At 70.1% G+C, this 19,862-nt stretch carries 12 protein-coding genes and 1 riboswitch; of the genes, 7 read left to right on the top strand and 5 right to left on the bottom strand.

Going from position 1 to position 19,862, the window contains the following annotated elements:
* Positions 1–5 precede the first annotated feature (5 nt).
* Positions 6–1,955, bottom strand: coding sequence for a GGDEF domain-containing protein (locus tag AC1DGW_RS11705; RefSeq protein WP_478023043.1), 1,950 nt, complete (start codon positions 1,953–1,955; stop codon positions 6–8).
* 155 nt (positions 1,956–2,110) lie between these two features.
* The gene (locus AC1DGW_RS11710) at positions 2,111–3,388 is read right to left on the bottom strand and encodes a hypothetical protein (protein ID WP_478023045.1); all 1,278 of its coding nucleotides are present in this window, start codon (positions 3,386–3,388) and stop codon (positions 2,111–2,113) included.
* A 129-nt stretch (positions 3,389–3,517) separates the two neighbouring features.
* Here AC1DGW_RS11710 and AC1DGW_RS11715 point away from each other — a divergent pair, with 129 nt between their 5' ends.
* Together AC1DGW_RS11715 and AC1DGW_RS11720 are read left to right on the top strand one after the other, a co-directional pair.
* Positions 3,518–4,936 (top strand): sensor histidine kinase, encoded by a 1,419-nt coding sequence (locus AC1DGW_RS11715; protein ID WP_478023047.1) that lies wholly within the window; start codon positions 3,518–3,520, stop codon positions 4,934–4,936.
* A gap of 66 nt (positions 4,937–5,002) precedes the next feature.
* Positions 5,003–8,425: a NahK/ErcS family hybrid sensor histidine kinase/response regulator gene (locus tag AC1DGW_RS11720; RefSeq protein WP_478023049.1), complete on the top strand. Its 3,423-nt coding sequence runs from the start codon at positions 5,003–5,005 to the stop codon at positions 8,423–8,425.
* Between the two features lie 191 nt (positions 8,426–8,616).
* On the opposite strand, the gene mntP is transcribed toward AC1DGW_RS11720, so the two are convergent.
* Entirely contained in the window at positions 8,617–9,198 is a 582-nt protein-coding gene (gene mntP / locus AC1DGW_RS11725; protein WP_478023051.1) for a manganese efflux pump MntP, read from the bottom strand.
* Positions 9,199–9,207: 9 nt separating this feature from the next.
* Positions 9,208–9,373: riboswitch (yybP-ykoY riboswitch) on the bottom strand.
* A gap of 176 nt (positions 9,374–9,549) precedes the next feature.
* Here mntP and AC1DGW_RS11730 point away from each other — a divergent pair.
* Complete coding sequence (locus tag AC1DGW_RS11730; RefSeq protein ID WP_478023053.1) at positions 9,550–12,021, top strand: methyl-accepting chemotaxis protein; 2,472 nt, start codon at positions 9,550–9,552, stop codon at positions 12,019–12,021.
* A gap of 60 nt (positions 12,022–12,081) precedes the next feature.
* On the opposite strand, the gene AC1DGW_RS11735 is transcribed toward AC1DGW_RS11730, so the two are convergent.
* A complete protein-coding gene (locus tag AC1DGW_RS11735; protein WP_054668422.1) occupies positions 12,082–12,747 on the bottom strand; it encodes a response regulator transcription factor in 666 nt (221 codons plus the stop codon).
* Positions 12,748–12,867: 120 nt separating this feature from the next.
* Positions 12,868–14,811 carry an acetate--CoA ligase gene (gene acs, locus AC1DGW_RS11740; RefSeq protein WP_478023056.1) on the bottom strand — a complete coding sequence of 648 codons (1,944 nt, stop codon included), beginning with the start codon at positions 14,809–14,811 and terminating at the stop codon, positions 12,868–12,870.
* Positions 14,812–15,052: 241 nt separating this feature from the next.
* Between acs and AC1DGW_RS11745 the strand changes: the two genes are divergently transcribed.
* The 4 genes from AC1DGW_RS11745 (at position 15,053) to bla (ending at position 19,849) form a co-directional block, all read left to right on the top strand.
* The gene (locus AC1DGW_RS11745; RefSeq protein ID WP_478023058.1) at positions 15,053–16,486 is read left to right on the top strand and encodes a DcaP family trimeric outer membrane transporter; all 1,434 of its coding nucleotides are present in this window, start codon (positions 15,053–15,055) and stop codon (positions 16,484–16,486) included.
* A 147-nt stretch (positions 16,487–16,633) separates the two neighbouring features.
* Entirely contained in the window at positions 16,634–16,951 is a 318-nt protein-coding gene (locus AC1DGW_RS11750; RefSeq protein WP_478023060.1) for a DUF485 domain-containing protein, read from the top strand.
* Positions 16,948–18,669, top strand: coding sequence for a cation acetate symporter (locus AC1DGW_RS11755; RefSeq protein WP_478023062.1), 1,722 nt, complete (start codon positions 16,948–16,950; stop codon positions 18,667–18,669). The genes AC1DGW_RS11750 and AC1DGW_RS11755 overlap by 4 nt, the downstream gene beginning before the upstream one ends.
* 139 nt (positions 18,670–18,808) lie before the next feature.
* Complete coding sequence (gene bla, locus AC1DGW_RS11760; RefSeq protein WP_478023065.1) at positions 18,809–19,849, top strand: class A beta-lactamase; 1,041 nt, start codon at positions 18,809–18,811, stop codon at positions 19,847–19,849.
* Positions 19,850–19,862: the final 13 nt, after the last annotated feature.

Below are 19,862 nucleotides of genomic sequence, written 5' to 3' on the forward strand. Positions count from 1 at the left end.
GAGGTTCAAGGCAGGTGCGAAACCCGACTCTGACCCCGGTTTCCCTCGCGCGATGGCGGTGGCGCGGCGCCATCGCGCGGAGGCGCCCAGGACATCGGGCGGCCGCCGCCGATCACGACCCAGCCCTGTGCCAGCGCATGCTCCGGATCGCGCAGGACGCTGTAGACATCCACGTTGCGGCCTTCGGCCAGACCCCACAGCCCGGCCCAGGTGCCCAGGCCGCTGCGCCGTGCCACCTGCAGGGCGCGGCTGGTCACGCGCAGGGTATCGGCATGGCGCGCGGGGGTACCCGGAAACAACGGATGCGGCGCCACGCCTGCCGAGAGGCTGGGCGTGAGGCACTGGCCCGGCGCGACATCCACCTGCAGCCGCTCGATGCAGCGGCACAGGTGCCCGGCCAGCGCGAACGCGGCGGCCTGCGAGGTATTGGCGCGGATCACTACGAAGGTGGCGCCGCCCCAGCGCGCGACATGGTCGTGCTGGTCGCTGTTGCGCACCAGTTCCCCGGCCACCGCGCGCAGCAGCACGTCGCCCGCGGCGTGGCCGTGCTGGTCGTTGAGCGCCTTGAAGCCGTCGATTTCCAGCAGCAGCACCGCGTGGCGCTCCTCGCGGGCGGACACTGACATGGCCGCATCGAGCAGGCGTTCGGCCTCGCGCCGGTTCGGCAGCCCGGTGAGCGCGTCGGTGGTGCCGAGTTCGCGCAGGCGCAGCTGCTGGCGGCGCATGCGCAGGTACAGAGCGCCGCCGCCCAGCAGCAGGATCGCCGCCGCGGCCAGCGCGGCGTTGCGCAGCAGGCGGTCGCGGCTGGCCTCCTGGGTGGCGTTGAAGCGGATCGGCTCCAGCGCCTGTTCGGCCCTGGCCTGCAGCCTGGCCAGGCGGTTGAGGCTGTCGCCCTTCATCCGCGCCTGGTCGATCTGCCGGGCCTGGCGCAGGTAATCGCGCGCCTGCGTGGGATCGCCCAGCGCCATGCTGATCTCCGCCAGCAGGTCGAGGCTGTCGCGGATGCCTTCCGGGAACCGGCCGGGCTCGGCCACCGCCAGGGCAAGCTCGCCGAGGCGGCGCGCCTCTTCGGGCTGCTGCTGCTCCAGGTTGATCCGTGCCAGCCGCTGCAGGGTGACGATCTGCCCCAGCGGATCGTTGTGCTCCTGCCAGGGCAGGATCTCGAGGAACTGCGCCTTGGCCGCGTCCAGCCGGCCGGTAGCGTGCTGCACCTCGGCGCGGTGGCCGCGGATGCGATACAGCATCACGTCCTGGTTGGACAGGCGGTTGGCGATGGATTCGGTGCGGGCGAAGGCCCGTTCCGCTTCGTCATAGCGCTTCAGCTGCAGCAGCGTGTAACCGTAGTTGTAATGGAGCATCACGTCCTGCGGCAGCGGCGGCCGGCGCAGGTGGTCGGACAGCGTGATCGCCTGCTGCTGGTAGTGCAGCGCGCCTTCGGGGTCGTCCATCTGCTCGGCGCGGATCAGGGCGATGCCGGTCAACGCGGTGATCTGGCTGCCCACGTCGCCTTCGGCGATGCCGCGTTCGAGCATCGATTCGAGCAGTTGCAGGCCTTCCTGGGTGTGGCCGTTCCGTTGCAGGAGGGTCGCGGCCATCTGCAGTGCGCGGTTGCGCTCGATCGCCGGCAGTCCCGGCGTCTTCAGCAGCTCCTGCAGCCTCGCCGCCGATTCCAGGCTGCCATCGCCCTGGCCCAGCAGCTGCCGGGCGAAGCCGCGGCAACCTTCCGCACCGATCTCGACCACCGACGGCAGTGCCGGCATGGCCAGCAGTTTTCCGGCCATCGCCAGGGCGTCGCGCGGATCGCCGTGCACCGTCGTATGGCAGCGCATCACCTGGTCCATCAGGCGTGCGTCGGCATCGGCAGCCTGGGCGTGGGCGGGACCGGCCAGGACGGTTGCCAGCGCCGCACAGGGCAGCAGGCAGCGGAATCGAACGACACGAAGCGGAAAAGGCATGGCCTCAGGTGTTTCCTGGCGAAGGAGAGTCCGTCCGGGAGGCGGCGGCGGCGCGGGAACGTCCGGCAACGGATGGCCGGTAATATAGCCGCACTCCCTTCATGCCGTACGACGCACCGCGCCGGCGGCGTTGTACGCGATACCGGCGGCACGCATCAGTCGTCCGGGCGCTCGTGGATCGGCCTGCCACCGGCCAGGAGCCGCTGGTGCCGGCGCGTGCGCAGGTACAGACCGGCCACGCCCACCAGCAGCAGCCCCGCGGTGGCGAGCGCGATGTCGCGCAGCAGGCGGTCACGGTTGGCTTCCTGCAACGCGTTGACGCGCTCAGGCGCCAGCGCCTGCGCGGCCCTGGCCTGCATCCGGGCGAGACGGGCGAGGCTCTCCGTCGACATCCTCGACTGTCCGGACTGGCGTGCCTGGCGCTGGTAGTCCTGCGCTTTCTCCTTATCGCCCAGGGCCAGGCTGATCTCGGCCAGCAGTTCCAGCCTGTCGCGCTGGCCCGACGGGAACCTGCCGGCCTCGGCTACCGCCAGCGCCTGCTCGGCCAGGCCCCGTGCCTGTTCCGGCGCGCCCTGCTGCAGGGCGATGCGCGCCAGATGCTGCAGGGTAGTGACCCGGCTCAACGGGTTGTTGCGTTCCTGCCACTGCAGCACGGCAAGGAGCTCGGCCTTGGCGGCTTCCAGATGACCGCGGGCGCGCAGTATTTCGGCGCGGTCGCTGCGGATGCGGTGCAGCAGTACTTCCTGGCCGGACAGGCGCCTGGCGATGTCCTCGGCGCGGTCGAATGCCTCGCTGGCTTCGGCGTAGCGCTCGACCTGCAGCAGGGTGTAGCCATGGTTGTAGTTGAGCGTCACGTCCTGTGGCCGCGGCGGGCGTGGCAGGTGGCGGGCCAGGGCCAGCGCCTGCCGCTGGTAGTGCAGCGCCCCTTCCGGGTCGTCCAGCTGTTCGGCATGGACCAGCGCGATATGGCCCAGCGCGAAGATCTGGCCGCCGATATCGCCCTCGGCGATGTCGCGTTCCTGCAGGGATTCGAGGATCTGCATGCCCTCGTCGGTCCGCCCATTGCGCAGCAGCAGGAAGGCGGTTCGCCGCTGCACCGGCGCGTACTCGGCGAGCGGCAGCCCGGGTGTCCGCAGCAGCGCCAGCAGCTGCGTGATCGCCTGCCTGCTTTCCTCGTTGCGGCCGAGCTGGTGCAGGGCGACGGTGCGGCAGCTGACCGCGTCTATCTTCACCGCCAGCGGCAGCGCCGGCAGGGCCAGCAGGCGATCGGCCAGAATGAGGGCATCGCGGGGCGCGTCGTAGACCAGTGGCAGGCAGCGCGCCACTTCTTCCATCAGGCGTACATCGCCCTCGGTTGCCTGCGCGGGACCTGCCATGCCCAGTACCAGCAGCAGGCACAGGGGCAGGCATCGGGGAATGTGGAACAGGTGCATGTCTTTCCAGCGGCGGGGAATGCCCGGGTCCACACTACCGCGTGGGCGCCTCGACAACGGATGGTCCGTAATATAGCGGCGACCTTCCATGTATCGCGCGGCAACCCGCCGCGCGGGGGATCCAGCCCGATGTCTTCCCGACCTTCCCGGCCCGAGGATGCGGCCGAGCCGCTGCAGGGCGCGCCTGCCGCCGTCCGCCGGTGGATGCCGCCCGTGGTCGATGCCACCGAGGCACGCGCCGTGGCGATGCTGCTGCGCCTGCTGCTGGCAGTGGCCGGCTACCAGCTGCTGACCCTGCTGTGGAGTCCGCCCTCCGCCGGCCTGTTGGGACAGGCGCTGACCGTGTGCGGCATGCTGACCTGCCTGGCGTCGCTGGAACTGCTGCGCCGGCGGCAGTTGTACCTGTCCGTCGTGGTGTTCGTGCTGCTCAACCTGGTGCTGACCTCGGTGGCCTACGGCTACTGGGGCCTGCGCGCGCAGATGCAGGGGCAGCTGCTGCAGCTGTTGCCGGTGCTGCTGGCTGGCGCGCTGCTGGGCCGACGCGCGCTGTGGCTGGCGACGGGCTGGCTGGGCGGGTTGCTGGCGCTGGGGGCGTGGCTGGATGCGGCGGCCGGCTTCTACCTGCCCGTGCGCGTGGAACTGGCGCTGCGCGACCTGGCACTGGCCGCGTTCGGCACGACGATGGCGGCTTTCGTGCTGGACCAGTCGCTGTCCTCGCTGCGCGACAACCTGCGCATCGCGCAGCGGCGCGGCACCGACCTGGCGCGCAAACGCGACGAACTGCAGCTGGAGATGCACGAGAAGGAACGCTCGCGCGAGCAGCTGGTGCACGCACTGAAGATCGAGAACGTCGGCCGCCTGGCCAGCGGCGTCGCGCACGACTTCAACCATCTGCTGGCGCTGATCATGGGCTATGCCGGCAAGGGCCGTCGCAGCGACGATCCGGTCGAGCTGAAGGCGGCCCTGCAGGGCGTGGAATCGGCGGCGCGGCGTGCGGGCGCGGTCACCCGCCGCCTGCTGGACTTCAGCCGCCAGGACGTGGCGCGGCCGCAGCTGCTGGATGCGGCGCGGGCCATCGCGGCGATGGAGCCGATGCTGCGCCAGCTGTTCGACGCGCGCGTGGCGTTCGTGCTGGATACCGGCGGTGTGCGCTGCCAGATCCACTTCGATCCGGCGCAGCTGGAACTGGTGCTGCTGAGCCTGGCGGCCAATGCGCAGCAGGCCATGCCCGACGGCGGTACCTTCCGCCTCGCGCTGTCCTGCCTGGAGCCGGGCAACGAACTGCGCGTGGAGGTGAGCGACAGCGGCCACGGCATGAGTGAAGAAGTACGTCAGCGCTGCCTGGAGCCGTTCTTCACCACCAAGCCCAGCGGTCAGGGCACCGGCCTGGGCCTGGCGGTGGCGGCCAATCTGATCAAGGCCGCCGACGGCCGGATCGTCGTGGACAGCGCCCCCGGCGCCGGCACCTGCTTCCACCTGTGGCTGCCGGCGCGGCCGTTGCCCGAAGCGCCGCGCCAGCCGGAAGTCGGCGTGACGATACCGTACTGATCCACACGCGCTGCCGTCGCGACGGCAGCGGCTACACTGCGGCACGGTCCGTCCGGAAACTCGTCCTTGGTCTCAAGCTGGATCCTGCTGCTGGTCTCGCTCGGCTATGCCGCGCTGCTGTTCGGCGTGGCGTGGTGGGGCGACCATCGGCCGATGTATCCGGACCGGCCCTGGCTGCGGCCGGTGGTCTATAGCCTGGCGCTGGCGGTGTACTGCTCGTCGTGGACGTTCTACGGCGCGGTCGGCACCGCGGTGCGCTACGGCATCGGCTACCTGCCGATCTACCTGGGGCCGCTGCTGCTGCTGTTGTTCGGTTGGCGCATCATCGAACGGCTGGCGCTGATCGCGCGCAGCGAGAACGTCGTCTCCATCGCCGACTTCATTTCCTCCCGCTACGGTCGCTCGCGGCGACTGGCCGCGCTGGTGGCACTGATCGCGCTGATCGGCGTGGTGCCGTACCTGGCGCTGCAGTACAAGGCGGTGGCGATGAGCCTGCAGGTGCTCACCGGCGACAGCGGCGGCGGTGGCGTGCTGACCGATCCGGCGCTGTACGTGGCGCTGCTGATGGCGCTGTTCGCCACCCTGTTCGGCACCCGCCAGGTGGATGCCACCGAGCACCACCACGGCATGATGCTGGCCATCGCGCTGGAATCGATGATCAAGCTGCTGGCGATGGTGGCGGTGGGTGTGTTCGCCTATGTATGGCTGTCCGACCGCGGCACCGCGGTGGTGGCGTCGGCGCGCACGCTGTTCGAGGGCACGCCGCCGGTGGGCTTCGTCTCGCAGACCCTGCTCAGCTTCCTGGCGTTGATCTGCCTGCCGCGCCAGTTCCACGTGGCGGTGGTTGAATGCGGCGATGTCGGCGACGTGCGCCGCGCGCGCTGGCTGTTCGGCGGCTACCTGGTGCTGATCTCGCTGATGATCGTGCCCATCGCGGTGGCCGGCAACGCGCTGCTCGGCAGCGGCCGCGTGGCCGACGACGCGCTGGTGCTGGCGCTGCCGATGAGCGGCGGCAATACCGCGCTGGCGCTGGTCGCCTACGTCGGCGGTTTCTCCGCCGCGACCGGCATGGTGATCGTGTCCTCGATCGCGCTGGCGACGATGATCAGCAACGACCTGGTCATGCCCCTGCTGCTGCGCCGCAGTGGCGACCACCGCGAAGCGGCCGATGTCGCCTCGCGCGTGCTGTGGATCCGCCGCCTTGCGATCCTGCTGCTGGCGCTGGTGGCCTATGGCTACTACCGCGGCAGCAACAACGACACCATGCTCGCCACCTACGGGCTGATGGCCTTCGCCGCGGTGGCGCAGTTCGCGCCCGGGCTGATCGGCGGCCTGTACTGGCGCGGCGCCAGCCGCCGCGGTGTCGGCGCCGGCATGGCGGTGGGCTTCGGCGTGTGGATATACACGCTGCTGCTGCCGGCGCTCAGCCATGGCGGCTGGCTGGACGTGGCGCTGGTCGAGCACGGGCCGTTCGGCATCGGCTGGCTGCGGCCCGAACAGCTGTTCGGCCTGCGCGGCTGGGATCCGCTCACCCATGGCACGTTTTGGTCGCTGCTGCTCAACGCCGCGACCATGCTGCTGGTGTCGATGCGCTGGCGCCCGGGCGTGGCCGAGCGGCTGCGCGTGGCACCGTTCCTGGAGCCGTATGCGCGGCGCCCGGCGGTGGCAGGCGACTGGCCGGCGCACGTCAAGGTGCGCGACCTGCTGGCGCTGGCCACGCGTGTGGTCGGCGACCTGCGCGCGCGGCGCGCGTTCGCCGAGCAGGCGCAGGCGCTGCAGCGCGAACTGCAGCCCGCCGCCGCCGCCGACCGCGCCTGGGTGCAGTTCACCGAGCGCCTGCTGGCCGCCTCGATCGGCGCCGCGTCGGCACGCCTGCTGCTGACCAGCCTGCTGCGCGGCTCGGGCATGGACCTGGGCGAAGTGGTGGCGGTGCTGGACGAAGCGGGGCAGGAGCTGCGCTTCAACCGCGAGATCCTCTCCACCACGCTGGAAAACATCAGTGCCGGGGTCAGCGTGGTCGATCCGGACATGCGCCTGACCGCGTGGAACCGCCGCTACCAGCAGATGTTCGGTTATCCCGACGGCATGCTCTACGTCGGCCGCCCGGTCGCCGACCTGATCCGCTACAACGCCGAGCGCGGCGAACTGGGCGAGGGCGACATCGAGGTGCAGATCAACCGCCGCATCGGCCACATGCGCGCGGGCACGCCGCACGTGTTCGAGCGCACCGGCGCCGACGGCAAGGTGATCGAGCTGCGCGGCCAGGCGCTGCCAGGCGGCGGTTATGTCACCAGCTACAACGACATCACCGACTTCAAGCGCGCCGAGCAGGCGCTGCTGGAAGCCAACGAGACCCTGGAGCAGCGCGTGGCCGAGCGCTCGCAGGCGGCCGAGGCGGCGCAGCAGTCCAAGACCCGCTTCCTGGCCGCGATCAGCCACGACGTGCTGCAGCCGCTCAACGCCGCGCGCCTGTTCGCCTCGGCGCTGCGCGATGGCCTGCAGGAAGGCGACGAACAGCGGCACCTGGCCGAGCGCGTGGACGCCTCGCTGCGCGCTGCCGAGGAACTGCTCGACGGCCTGCTCGACGTGTCGCGGCTGGACGCCGGCGGCCTGCGCCCGACCGTCACCGACTTCGACGCCGCGCTACTGGTACGCGAACTGGCCGCGCAGTACACGCCGGTGGCGGCCGGGCGCGGCCTGCGCCTGCATGTGTTCGCGCGCCAGGCGTGGGTGCGCAGCGATCGCCGCCTGCTGCGCCGCGTGCTGCAGAACTTCATGGCCAACGCGCTGCGCTACACCCGCAGCGGGCGCATCGTGCTGGCGCTGCGCGTGCGCGGCGGGCAGGTCGAACTGCAGGTATGGGATACCGGCCCCGGCATCCCCGAACACCACATGCAGCAGATCTTCAAGGAATTCCACCGCTACCAGCAGCCGTTCGACTGGGGCGAGCAGGGCCTGGGCCTGGGCCTGTCGATCTGCCAGCGCATCTCGCGCCTGCTCGGCCACGGCCTGGACGCGCGCAGCCAGCCCGGCCGCGGCAGCATGTTCTCCATCACCCTGCCGCGCGTACCGACACCGGCGGTGGCGCCGCCGCCGCGCGCCACGCCGGCGTTCGGCGGCGACGAGGCGCTGGCCGGCCTGCGCGTGCTGTGCGTGGACAACGACCAGGAAATCCTCGACGGCATGCGCGCGCTGCTCGGCCGCTGGAAGGTGCGGGTGATCGCTGCCAGCACGGTGGACATGGCGCTGGAGAAGATCGCCGAACGACCGGACGTGATGCTGGTGGACTACCACCTGCACGACCGCATGGACGGCCTCGATGCGCTGGTCGCGCTGCGCGAGGCAGCGGGCCGCCCGCTGCCCGGCGCGCTGCTCACCGCCGATGGCCGCGACGAACTGAAGCGGCTGGCGCGCGAGCGCGGCTACCGGGTGTTGACCAAGCCGGTGAAACCGGCCTCGCTGCGCGCCTTCCTCACCGCCTGGCGATAAGAGCCTGCGGGAAGCCGGTTGCGCCGGCGATTGCCGTCCACGTCGCGTTCCGTAGATGCGGGGGGTGATTGCCCGTGCCGATGGGCCAATGCCTTGCAGGAACGGCGCATGTAGGAGCGCACTTCAGTGCGCGACGGGGGCTTTCCCGGTAGAGCCTCGTCGCGCACTGAAGTGCGCTCCTACAGGGGGCCTCACGCCGCGCCGTGCAGGTGTTCGTACAGGATGCTGGCGCCGATGACGATCAGGATCACGCCGCCGACGATCTCCGCGCGCTTGCCGACCAGGGCGCCGAGCACGCGGCCGAGCATGATGCCCAGGGTGACCATGACCAGGGTGCACAGGCCGATGACCAGCGCGACCACGCCGATGTGCACGTCCAGGAAGGCCAGGCTCACGCCGACCGCCGCCGCGTCGATGCTGGTGGCCAGTCCGGTGGCGGCCAGCGTCCAGAAACGGTGGTGGCGGTTGTCGTCGGCGTCCTGGGTTTCCTCGTCCGTATCCGGGCGCAGGCCGGCCACGATCATGTGCACGCCCAGCGCGCCGAGCAGCACGAAGGCGATCCAGTGGTCGAAGGCTTCCACGTACTGCGACGTGGCGCGGCCCAGCAGCCAGCCCAGCAGCGGGGTGATGGCCTCGATCGCGCCGAAGATCAGGCCGGCGCGCAGTGCGTCGGGCAGGCGCGGACGGCGCATCGCCGCGCCCTTGCCGATCGCGGCGGCGAAGGCGTCGGTGGACATGGCGAAGCCGACGAGAAGGATGGAGAGAGGGGACATCGGGTTTTCCTGGTCGGGCGGAGACGGACGGCATACGGCGCGCCCAACCTGACGTTGCGCGGCATGCCGTTGGTCTCGCCAACCGTGGAACCGGTCGCACGCGCCACGACGCAATGGTCGAGTGTGTTGACGCGTGCGCTTCCAGATGCTGGAAGCAGGCTACTCCCCAAGGGAGCGCGGATTCTAGCACGGCGCCGTAGGCACGCAGGCGCCGCGCTGACATGCCCCTGTCATCGCCGGCTGGCTTCATGTGCGCCGCACCGGCAGCCGGCGCATGCCCATGCGCGGAAAGCGCTAAAGAACCGGCAGGTCCGGCCGATCCAGAGGCGTCCCCACGCCCGGAGTCATGCAATGAAGTTCCCGCTTGGAATCGCCCAGAAGCTGCGGCTGAGCCTGTTGGCCCTGATCGTCGGCCTGGTCGTCATCGGCTCGGCCTATGCCTGGCTCAGCGCCGGCATGCGTGCCGCCGACCAGCGCCTGCAACGCTACCAGCAGGAAGCGGCGCGGCTGGAGAACCTGGCCCGCGCTTTCGCCGAGACGCGGCGCGCGCAGGCCGAGTATGCCATGTCGTTCTCGACCGCCGCCGGGCAGGCCTTCGGCAAGGCGCGCGGGCAGCTGGACGAGGCATTGGCGCTGGCGCCGGCGCCGGGCGCCGCCCCCTGGCCGGCGGAGCTGACGGCAACGCTGCGCTCCTACCTCGAATCGGCGCAGTTGCTGGACGAGCGCATCGGCGAGCTTGGCCATGATGCCGACAGCGGCATGCAGGGCGAGCTGCGCGAAGCGGTGCACACGGTGGAGAACCTGATCGGCGACTACCGCGAGCCGGAGCTGCAGGTGTCGATGCTGAGCATGCGCCGCCACGAGAAGGACTTCATCCTGCGCCGCGAACAGAAATACGCCGATGAGTTGAGTGCGCAGGCGATGCCGTTCGAACTGCTGCTGCAGCGCGCGCGCATGCCCGAGAGCGTGCGCGCGCAGGTGCGCGAAGCGATGCAGCGCTACCAGGGCGCGTTCCTGTCCTATGCAGCGGCGCGCTTCGGCGTGGACAGCGAGACCCAGGCGCTGGACGACCATGCCGCGCAGGTGGATCCGGTGATCCAGCAACTGCAGCGTGACCAGCGCAGCGCGTTGCAGGAACAGCGCGCCGGGCAGGCGTCCGCACGGACCTGGATGAACGCGACCTTCGCCGCCACCGTGCTCCTCGTCGGCCTGTTGCTGGTCACGCTGCTGGTGCTGCTGCTGCGCGCCATCGACCGGCCGCTGGCCGATGCCGCCGCGTTCGCCCGCGCCATCGCCGACGACCATCTCGACGGCACCCTGGTGGTACGCAACCGCGACGACGAGATTGGCCGCCTCGCCACCGCGCTGATGCAGATGCAGGCCAGCCTGCGCGAGCGCATCGCCGCCGAGCGCGTTGCCGCGCTGGCCAACCAGCGCGTGCGCCAGGCATTGGACGTGGCCCGCGCCGCGGTGCTGGTGACCGATGCCGAAGGCCGCGTGGTCTACGCCAACGACGCCCTGCTGCAGACCTTCGCGCAGGCTGGCGTCGGGACGCCGATAGGCACCGGCGTGGACGCGGCCGCGCTCGGCGCCGACGTGGCCGCGGTGCTGGCCGAGGCCGAGCGTGGCCATACGGTCGATGCCGAAGTGGAACTGGGCAATACCGGTTTCCTGCTGCGCGCCAGCCCGGTGCTGGAGCAGGAGCGGGTGCTTGGCCTGGTGATGGAATGGCAGGACCGCCGCCTGGAACGGGTGATTGCACATGAGGTAGCCGCGGTGGTGGCCGCTGCCGCCGCGGGCGACCTGGAAGGGCGCATCGAACTGGCCGACAAGCAGGGCTTCGTGCGCGAGCTGGCCGGGCGCATCAACGCGCTGCTGGACAGCGTGCAGTCGCAGGTCGGCGACGCCACCCGCGTCATCGGCCACTTCGCCCGCGGCGACCTGAGCGCGCGCATGCGCGGCGACGGCAACGGCATCTACGCGCGGCTGCGGCAGGGGCTGGAGGTGGCGATGCGCCAGGTCGGCGCCATCGTGTCCAGAATCCAGCAGTCGGCCGGCAGCGTGCAGGCGGCGGTGGACGACATGGCCAGCGGTACCCGCGACCTGTCCGGCCAGGTCCAGCAGCAGGTGGACGATGTGCACGACGCATTGGAGCGCGTCCGTTCGGTGGCCGGCGAGGCCCGCGAAAACGCCGGCAGTGCGCGCGAGAGCGCGGAAATCTCCGAGGCCGCCAGTGTCGCCGCCGAGCGCGGGCGCGAGGCCACCACGGCCGCGGTGACCGGCATGGAGCGGCTGCGCGCGTCCTCGCGCCATATCCGCGAGATCGTCGCCACGGTGGACAGCCTGTCGTTCCAGACCAACCTGCTGGCGCTCAACGCGGCGGTGGAAGCGGCGCGCGCCGGCAGCCATGGCCGCGGTTTCGCGGTGGTCGCCGGCGAGGTGCGCCAGCTGGCGCAGCGTTCGGCCGAGGCCTCGCAGCAGATCCGCGCGCTGGTGGACGCCTCGCTGCAGCAGGTCGAGGCCGGTGCGCGCCTGGTCGACAGCAGCGGCGAGGCGATGCAGGACATCGGCGGGCGCGTGCAGCAGGTGGTGACGGCGATGGCGCGCATCGACGCGGCCTCGGCGCGCCAGGTCAGCGCGGTGGACGACGTCGAGCGGCTGCTGCGGCGTATCGGCGAGGGAACGCGACAGAGCGGCAATGTCGCCCATGCGTCCTCGCAGGCGGCGATGGCGATGCGCGAACAGGCGCAGGAACTGGCGGCGACGGCGGAGACGTTCGTGCTGGGCGGCAACGACACGCCGCGGCAATCGCACGCGGCCTGAATCCCGTTCCCGCTTGCGGAGCGGCGCTCCGGCGCTCCGCATGGGGCGGACCGGCGCGGCTCAGTCCTCTTCCGGCGGCAGCACGATGCTGTCGTCGTCGATGGCCAGCTTGCCGGCCATCAGCACCGCCTGGGTGCGGTTGGTGACGCCGAGCTTGCGCAGGATCGCGGTGACATGCGCCTTGATGGTGGCCTCGGATACGTTCAGGTCGTAGGCGATCTGCTTGTTGAGGCGGCCGGCGCCGAGCATCTGCAGCACGCGGAACTGCTGCGGGGTCAGCTCGCGCAGGCGCTGGCCGACCTCGCGTTCCTCGTGGTCGGTGGGCGGCACGTTGTGGGCCTCGGCCGGCGCCCAGCGCTCGCCATCGAGGATGGTGCCCAGCGCGTGGCCGATGGTGTCCGAATCGGCCGACTTGGGAATGAAGCCGAACGCGCCATGGTCGAGCGCGCGCCGCATCACCGTCGGCTCCTCGCGCGCGGACACCACCACGATGGGCAGCTGCGGATGCAGCGAGCGCAGGTGCACCAGCGCGTTGAAGCCCTGCGCGCCGGGCATGTTCAGGTCCATCAGCACCAGGTCGGCGTCGGGATGCTGCTCGGCCAGCGCGTACAGCGCCTCGACGCTGTCGGCCTCCAGCAGCTGCACGCCGGGAATCACCCGCTGCACCGCCCCGCGCAGCGCTTCGCGGAACAGCGGGTGGTCGTCGGCGATCAGGAGGGTAGGCATGGGGCAAGGAAACCAGTGGAGGGGAACGAGTGGAAGCAAGGCCGGGCTGGAGCCCGAGTGGAGAGGCAAACGAGCGCGGTCATGCCGCATTCTCTCGTTCCTCTCCACTCGTTCCCGGCGTCACCGCACCTTGCGTTCTTCCACCAGCGAGGCCACCACCGACGGATCGGCCAGGGTCGAGGTGTCGCCGAGCTGGTCCGGCGCGTTCTCGGCGATCTTGCGCAGGATGCGGCGCATGATCTTGCCCGAGCGGGTCTTGGGCAGGCCCGGCGCCCACTGCAGGTGGTCGGGGGTGGCGGTGGGGCCGATGACCTTGCGCACCCAGGCGATCAGTTCCTTCTGCAGTTCGTCGCTGGGCTGTTCCTCGGCCACGAGGGTGACGTAGGCGTAGATGCCCTGGCCCTTGATGTCATGCGGGAAGCCGACGACCGCGGCCTCGGCCACCTTCGGATGCAGCACCAGCGCGCTCTCCACTTCCGCCGTGCCGATGCGGTGGCCGGAGACGTTGATCACGTCGTCGACGCGGCCGGTGATCCAGTAATAGCCGTCCTCGTCGCGGCGGCAGCCGTCGCCGCTGAAGTAGTAGCCCGGATAGGTGCGGAAATAGGTGTCGATGAAGCGCTGGTGGTCGCCGTAGACGGTGCGCATCTGCCCCGGCCACGAGTCGCACATCACCAGGTTGCCTTCGGCCGCGCCCTGGAGGATCTCGCCTTCGGCGCTGACCAGCGCCGGCTGCACGCCGAAGAACGGCAGCGTGGCCGAGCCGGGCTTGAGGTCGATGGCGCCGGGCAGCGGCGATATCAGGATGCCGCCGGTCTCGGTCTGCCACCAGGTGTCCACGACCGGGCAGCGCGCATCGCCGACCACGTCGTGGTACCAGCGCCAGGCTTCGGGGTTGATCGGTTCGCCGACGCTGCCGAGCAGGCGCAGGCTCCTGCGCGAGGTGCGCTTGACCGGCTCCTCGCCCTCGCGCATCAGTGCGCGGATCGCGGTGGGCGCGGTGTAGAAGATCGTGACCTGGTGCTTGTCGATCACCTCCCAGAAGCGCGAGACGTTCGGGTAATTCGGCACGCCCTCGAACATCACCGAAGTGGCACCGTTGGCCAGCGGGCCATAGACGATGTAGCTGTGGCCGGTGACCCAGCCCACGTCGGCGGTGCACCAGTAGACGTCGTCCTCGCGCAGGTCGAACACCGCTTCATGCGTGTAGGCCGAGAACAGCAGGTAGCCGGCGCTGGTGTGCAGCACGCCCTTGGGTTTGCCGGTGGAACCGGAGGTATAGAGGATGAACAGCGGATCCTCGGCGTTCATGCGCTCCGGCTCGCACTGCGCCGGCTGCGAATCGACCACGTCGTGGAACCAGCGGTCGCGCGGGGCCTGCATGTCCACCGGCGAGCCGGTATGGCGTACCACCAGCACGGTTTCCACGGTGTTGGTGCCGGGCAGCTTGAGCGCGGCGTCGACGTTGGCCTTCAGCGGCACCTTCTTGCCACCGCGCAGGCCCTCGTCGGCGGTGATGATCAGCTTGCTGCCGCAGTCGCCGACGCGGTCGGCGATGGAGTTGGCGGCGAAGCCGCCGAACACCACCGAGTGGATCGCGCCGATGCGCGCGCAGGCCAGCATCGCCACCGCGGCGTCGACGATCATCGGCAGGTAGATGGTGACGCGGTCGCCCTTCTTTACGCCGAGGTTGCGCAGCGCGTTGCCGAGCTTGCACACGCGCTCGTGCAGTTCGCGGTAGGTGACCTTCTGCGCGGGGGCGTCGGGGCTGTCCGGCTCGAACAGCAGCGCGGTCTTGTCGCCGCGGGTGGCCAGCTGGCGGTCCAGGCAGTTCACGCTGACGTTGAGCTCGCCGTCCTCGAACCACTTGATGCGGAAGTCGTCCAGCTGGTAGCTGACGTTCTTTACCCGGGTCGGCTTGACGTACCAGTCCAGGCGCTCGGCGGCCTTGCCCCAGAACGCGTCGGGGTTCTCCACCGATTCGCGGTACAGCTGCTGGTACGTGGTCTTGTCGATCCGCGCCCTGGCGGCGAACGCGGGATCGACGGGATAGAGATCAGCCATGGCAACACCCTCACCTTTGCATTTGTAACCAATGGAGGAGCCGCATCCTGCGACGCGGCCGGGACTTCCCAAGTGTGCCGCATCGCCCCAGTCGCGCGCTGCCCCCGGTGTTAGACGATGGTCGAATACCCCGCCGCTTTCGACTAATGGCGAATAGCCGCCCGCGGCGAAGGCCGCGCACCCTGCCGCTGACCGTGCGACCGACGCGGCCGTCAACGCCAGCCGGAGAGAGGCAGACCTGATGAACAGACACGTGTTGAAACGAGCGGGCAATCCGTTCCCCGCGACGGGAGCGATGGTGCGCCGGCCTCTTGCCGCCGCGCTGTTCGTGGCGCTGCTGGCGCCGGGCATGGCCTTTGCCGGCACCGCGAAGGAGAAGGCGCTGGAAGCGCGCGTCGCCGAACTGGAGCGGCAGGTGCAGCTGCTGCTGTCCACCCAGCAGCAACAGCAGGGCGCCATCGCGCAGGCGCAGGGCGAGGTGCAGCAGGTGCGCGCCGTGCAGGCAGCGGCAGCCGCCGCGCCGGCCGCGCCGGCGGTGCCGGCCGGCAAGCAGCCGATCCAGGTGACCAGCATCACCCCGGGCGCCGCGCCGGGCACCACCTTCAAGTTCGGCGGCTTCATCAAGGCCGACTTCCTCGCCACCCGCACCGGCGATGGCCAGCTCGCCGACGACGCCACCGGCCGCGCGCTGTACCTGCCGGGACAGACCCCGGTGCACGGTGCCGGCGGCTCGGGCAAGGCCTCGAGCGTGGACTACAACGCCCACGCCAAGTTCTCGCGCTTCAACCTGGGCGTGGACCACGTGGCCGAGAACGGCGACAAGGCCGGCGCGATGGTGGAGATGGACTTCTTCGGCAACGCGCTGGGCAACCAGACCGCCACCAACACCTATGGCGTCACCCTGCGCCACGCCTACATGTACTGGAACAACTGGCTGGCCGGCCAGACCTGGTCCAACTTCATGGACGCGGCCTCCATTCCCGAGGCGGTGGACTTCGTCGGCCCGACCGACGGCGTGATCTTCGTGCGCCAGGCGCAGGTGCGCTACACGAAAGGCGGCTTCAGCGCCTCGCTGGAGAATCCGGAAACCACCCTGGTCGGCGCCACCAGCTCCGACCGCGGCGCGCTGCCCGACCTGACCGTGCGCTACGGCTGGAAGGGAGACTGGGGCACCTTCGGCGTGGCCGGCCTGCTGCGCCAGCTGAAGGTGGACAACCAGTCCACCGGCGCGCACGCCACCGCCACCGGCGGCGGGCTGACCCTGGGCGGCAAGTGGGTGATGGGCGACAGCGATGCGCTGCACTACCAGCTCACCGGCGGCCAGGGCATCGCCCGCTACATCGGCCTGGGCATCACCGGCGACAGCGCCTGGGACGCGGTGCGCGACGAGCTCGACCCGACCGGCGTGATCGCCGGCTACGTCGGCTGGCGCCATGCCTTCACCCCGAAGCTGCGCACCAACCTGATCTACGCGCGCAGCGATTACGACAACGACGCCTCGATCACCGGTCCGCTGGTGACAAAGAGCGTGCAGTCGATCCGCGGCAACGTGTTCTACACGCCGATGCCCAAGGTCGATATCGGCGCCGAGCTGATGTACGGCGTGCGCGAGATCGAGGACGGCCGCAAGGGCGACATCAGCCGCGTGCAGTTCACCACCAAGTACAGCTTCTGAGCATCCGGCATCGGCGTCGCGACGGCGCCGGTGCCATCGCGGCAAAGGCAGTACGCACCATCTCCCTGCCCCCACGGGGAGCACTCATGCCCGCACCGGCGTGCACCGCGCGCCCGCGTCCGTATTCCCGAAATCTGGAGAATCCCGATGAATGCTTCCATCGATCCCCGTGTTGAGCGGATCGCTTCCCACCCGGCGTACCAGCGGCTGCGACAGTCGCGCAACCGGCTGGGCTGGATCCTGACCGTCCTGATGCTGCTGGCCTATTACGGCTACATCGGCCTGATCGCTTTCGACAAGGCGTTCCTCGCCACCCCGCTGGGCGAGGGCCGCATCACCACCATCGGCATCCCGATCGCGCTGGGGCTGATGGTGTTCACCATCCTGATCACCGGCTTCTACGTGCGTCGCGCCAACAAGGAATTCGACCAGCTGACCCAGCAGATCGTGGAGGACGCGCAATGACCCGTCCGTTCCTGCGCTCCGGCGCGTTCATCGCCCTGCTGGCCGCCAGCGGCGCGGCCCTGGCGGCCGGCGGCGACATCGGCCAGACCGTGCGCCAGCCCACCAACTGGACGGCGATCATCATGTTCGCCGCATTCGTGCTCGCTACCCTGGGCATCACCAAATGGGCGGCCGCGCGCACCCGCTCGGCATCGGACTTCTACACCGCCGGCGGCGGCATTACCGGCTTCCAGAACGGCCTGGCGATCGCCGGCGACTACATGTCGGCGGCCTCGTTCCTGGGCATCACCGCGGCGGTGATGGCCAACGGCTACGACGGCCTGATCTACGCCATCGGCTTCCTGGTCGGCTGGCCGATCCTGACCTTCCTGATGGCCGAACGCCTGCGCAACCTCGGCCGTTTCACCTTCGCCGACGTGGCTGGCTACCGCTTCGCGCAGAAGCCTATCCGCCTGTTCGCCGCCTCCGGCACGCTGGTGGTGGTGCTGTTCTACCTGATCGCGCAGATGGTCGGCGCCGGTGCGCTGATCAAGCTGCTGTTCGGCCTGGACTACTGGATCGCGGTGGTGCTGGTCGGCGTGCTGATGATGGTCTACGTGCTGTTCGGCGGCATGACCGCCACCACCTGGGTGCAGATCATCAAGGCCTGCCTGCTGCTGTGCGGCGTGACCTTCATGGCGCTGATGGTGATGTGGCATTTCAACTTCAGCTTCGAGGCGCTGTTCTCCGAAGCGGTCCGGGTCAAGACCCAGATCGCCGCCAACGGCGGAAAGAACGCGGAGGAGGCGGCCAGCGCGGGCCTGTCGATCATGGGGCCGGGCGGCTTCGTCAAGGACCCGATCTCGGCGATCTCCTTCGGCATGGCGCTGATGTTCGGCACCGCTGGCCTGCCGCACATCCTGATGCGCTTCTTCACCGTTCCCGACGCCAAACAGGCGCGCAAGTCGGTGTTCTGGGCCACCACCTGGATCGGCTACTTCTACATCCTGATCTTCATCATCGGCTTCGGCGCCATCGCCCTGGTGCTGACCAACCCCGAGTACGCGGACCCGGTCACCGGCACCATCCAGGGCGGGCCGAACATGGCCGCAGTGCTGGTCGGCAAGGCGGTGGGCGGCAACCTGTTCATGGGCTTCATCTCGGCGGTCGCCTTCGCCACCATCCTGGCGGTGGTCGCCGGCCTGACCCTGTCCGGCGCCTCGGCGGTGTCGCACGACCTGTACGCGACGATGATCAAGAAGGGCAATCCGCCGGCGGGTTCGGAGCTGCGCGTCTCGCGCATCACCACCGTGGTGCTGGGCGTGATCGCGGTGCTGCTGGGTATCGCCTTCGAGAAGCAGAACGTGGCCTTCATGGTGTCGCTGGCCTTCGCCATCGCCGCCTCGGCCAACTTCCCGGTGCTGATCCTGTCGCTGCTGTGGAAGAACTGCACCACCCGCGGCGCGGTGATCGGCGGCTTCCTCGGCCTGGCCTCGTCGCTGGTGCTGACCCTGCTGTCGCCGTCGGTATGGGTGGACACGCTGGGCAACCCGGCCGGCAGCGCGCCGTTCCCGTACACCAGCCCGGCGCTGTTCTCGGTGACCATCGCCTTTGTCGGCATCTGGCTGTTCTCGGTGCTGGACAACAGCGCACGCGCCAAGGCCGAGCGTGCGGCCTACCCGGCGCAGCAGGTACGTGCCGAGACCGGCATCGGCGCAAGCAGGGCCGCCGAGCACTGACCGCGGCCTGACAGGAAGTACGCGGAGGCCGCCCGGCGCCGGGCGGCCTTCGTCGTTTCCGGGGTTGTCGCGCGGAACGGCCATGCCGTTACCATGCCGCTCGCACCTTCGCATCCGTTCCGTTGCAAGAGGATCTTCCATGACCGTTGCCGTCCGTCGTTCCCTGCCTCCCCGCCTGCGGGCCTCCGTGCTGGCCTCGGCCGTGCTGCTGGGCAGCCTGTGCGCCACGCCGCTGCTGGCTCACGCGCGGCCGGCGCAAGCGCAGGCGGCCGCATTGCAGGCCGAGGCCGAGCGTTTGGCGGCGCAGCTGCCGGGCGACGTCGGTGCGGCGCTGGTGCACCTGGAAAGCGGCCGCGCGGTCTACGTCAACGCCGACCGGCCGTTGCCGATGGCCAGCACCATGAAGGTGCCGGTGGCGGTGCACATCCTCAAGCTGGTGGACGAGGGCAAGCTGGGCCTGCAGCAGCAGGTGCTGCTGGGGCCGGACGACATCTACCCGGACATGGGCGGCCCGATGGATACCCATCTGAGCGCCGGTTCGGCCATCACCATCCGCGACCTGCTGCACATGATGATCACGGTCAGCGACAACAACGCCACCGACATCCTGATCCGCACCGGCGGCGGCCCCGAGGCGGTGCAGCAGCGCATGCGCGCGCTCGGCGTCGACGGCCTGCGCGTGGACCGCTACATCTGGGAACTGCTGGCCAACTACTACGGCAACAGCGCCTCGCATGCGCAGCCGCTGGGGCCGGCCGCCTATGGCGAGCTGTCCCGAAGCGAACGCAGCGAGGCGCAGCGGCGCACGAACATGGACGCCTGGAACGCCGACCCGCGCGACACCAGCAGCGCCCGCGCCATGGCGCAGTTGCTGCAGCGCACCTGGAAGGGCGAGCTCCTGTCATCGGAATCGACCCGCGTGCTGCAGCAGATCATGCTCGATACCCGCACCGGCAACGCGCGCCTGCGCGGCATGCTGCCCAGCGGCACGCCGGTGGCGCACAAGACCGGCACGGTCGGCGACGTGATCAACGACGTCGGCGTGATCGAACTGCCGAACGGGCGCGGCCATGTCGTGACCGCGGTGTTCATCAAGTCGCGCGCCTCGACCGAAGCGCGCGATGCGGCCATCGCCCAGCTGGCACGCGCCGCGCACGACTACTACCTGTTCGTGCCCTGAGCGGAAACCCCGG

This window comes from Stenotrophomonas sp. 05N423 (assembly GCF_056397145.1).

Coding starts and splice junctions, on each gene's coding strand:
- AC1DGW_RS11705 (WP_478023043.1), bottom strand. CDS start 1,955: ATGCCTTTTCCGCTTCGTGTCGTTCGATTCCGCTGCCTGCTGCCCTGT.
- AC1DGW_RS11710 (WP_478023045.1), bottom strand. CDS start 3,388: ATGCACCTGTTCCACATTCCCCGATGCCTGCCCCTGTGCCTGCTGCTG.
- AC1DGW_RS11715 (WP_478023047.1), top strand. CDS start 3,518: ATGTCTTCCCGACCTTCCCGGCCCGAGGATGCGGCCGAGCCGCTGCAG.
- mntP (WP_478023051.1), bottom strand. CDS start 9,198: ATGTCCCCTCTCTCCATCCTTCTCGTCGGCTTCGCCATGTCCACCGAC.
- AC1DGW_RS11730 (WP_478023053.1), top strand. CDS start 9,550: ATGAAGTTCCCGCTTGGAATCGCCCAGAAGCTGCGGCTGAGCCTGTTG.
- AC1DGW_RS11735 (WP_054668422.1), bottom strand. CDS start 12,747: ATGCCTACCCTCCTGATCGCCGACGACCACCCGCTGTTCCGCGAAGCG.
- acs (WP_478023056.1), bottom strand. CDS start 14,811: ATGGCTGATCTCTATCCCGTCGATCCCGCGTTCGCCGCCAGGGCGCGG.
- AC1DGW_RS11745 (WP_478023058.1), top strand. CDS start 15,053: ATGAACAGACACGTGTTGAAACGAGCGGGCAATCCGTTCCCCGCGACG.
- AC1DGW_RS11750 (WP_478023060.1), top strand. CDS start 16,634: ATGAATGCTTCCATCGATCCCCGTGTTGAGCGGATCGCTTCCCACCCG.
- AC1DGW_RS11755 (WP_478023062.1), top strand. CDS start 16,948: ATGACCCGTCCGTTCCTGCGCTCCGGCGCGTTCATCGCCCTGCTGGCC.
- bla (WP_478023065.1), top strand. CDS start 18,809: ATGACCGTTGCCGTCCGTCGTTCCCTGCCTCCCCGCCTGCGGGCCTCC.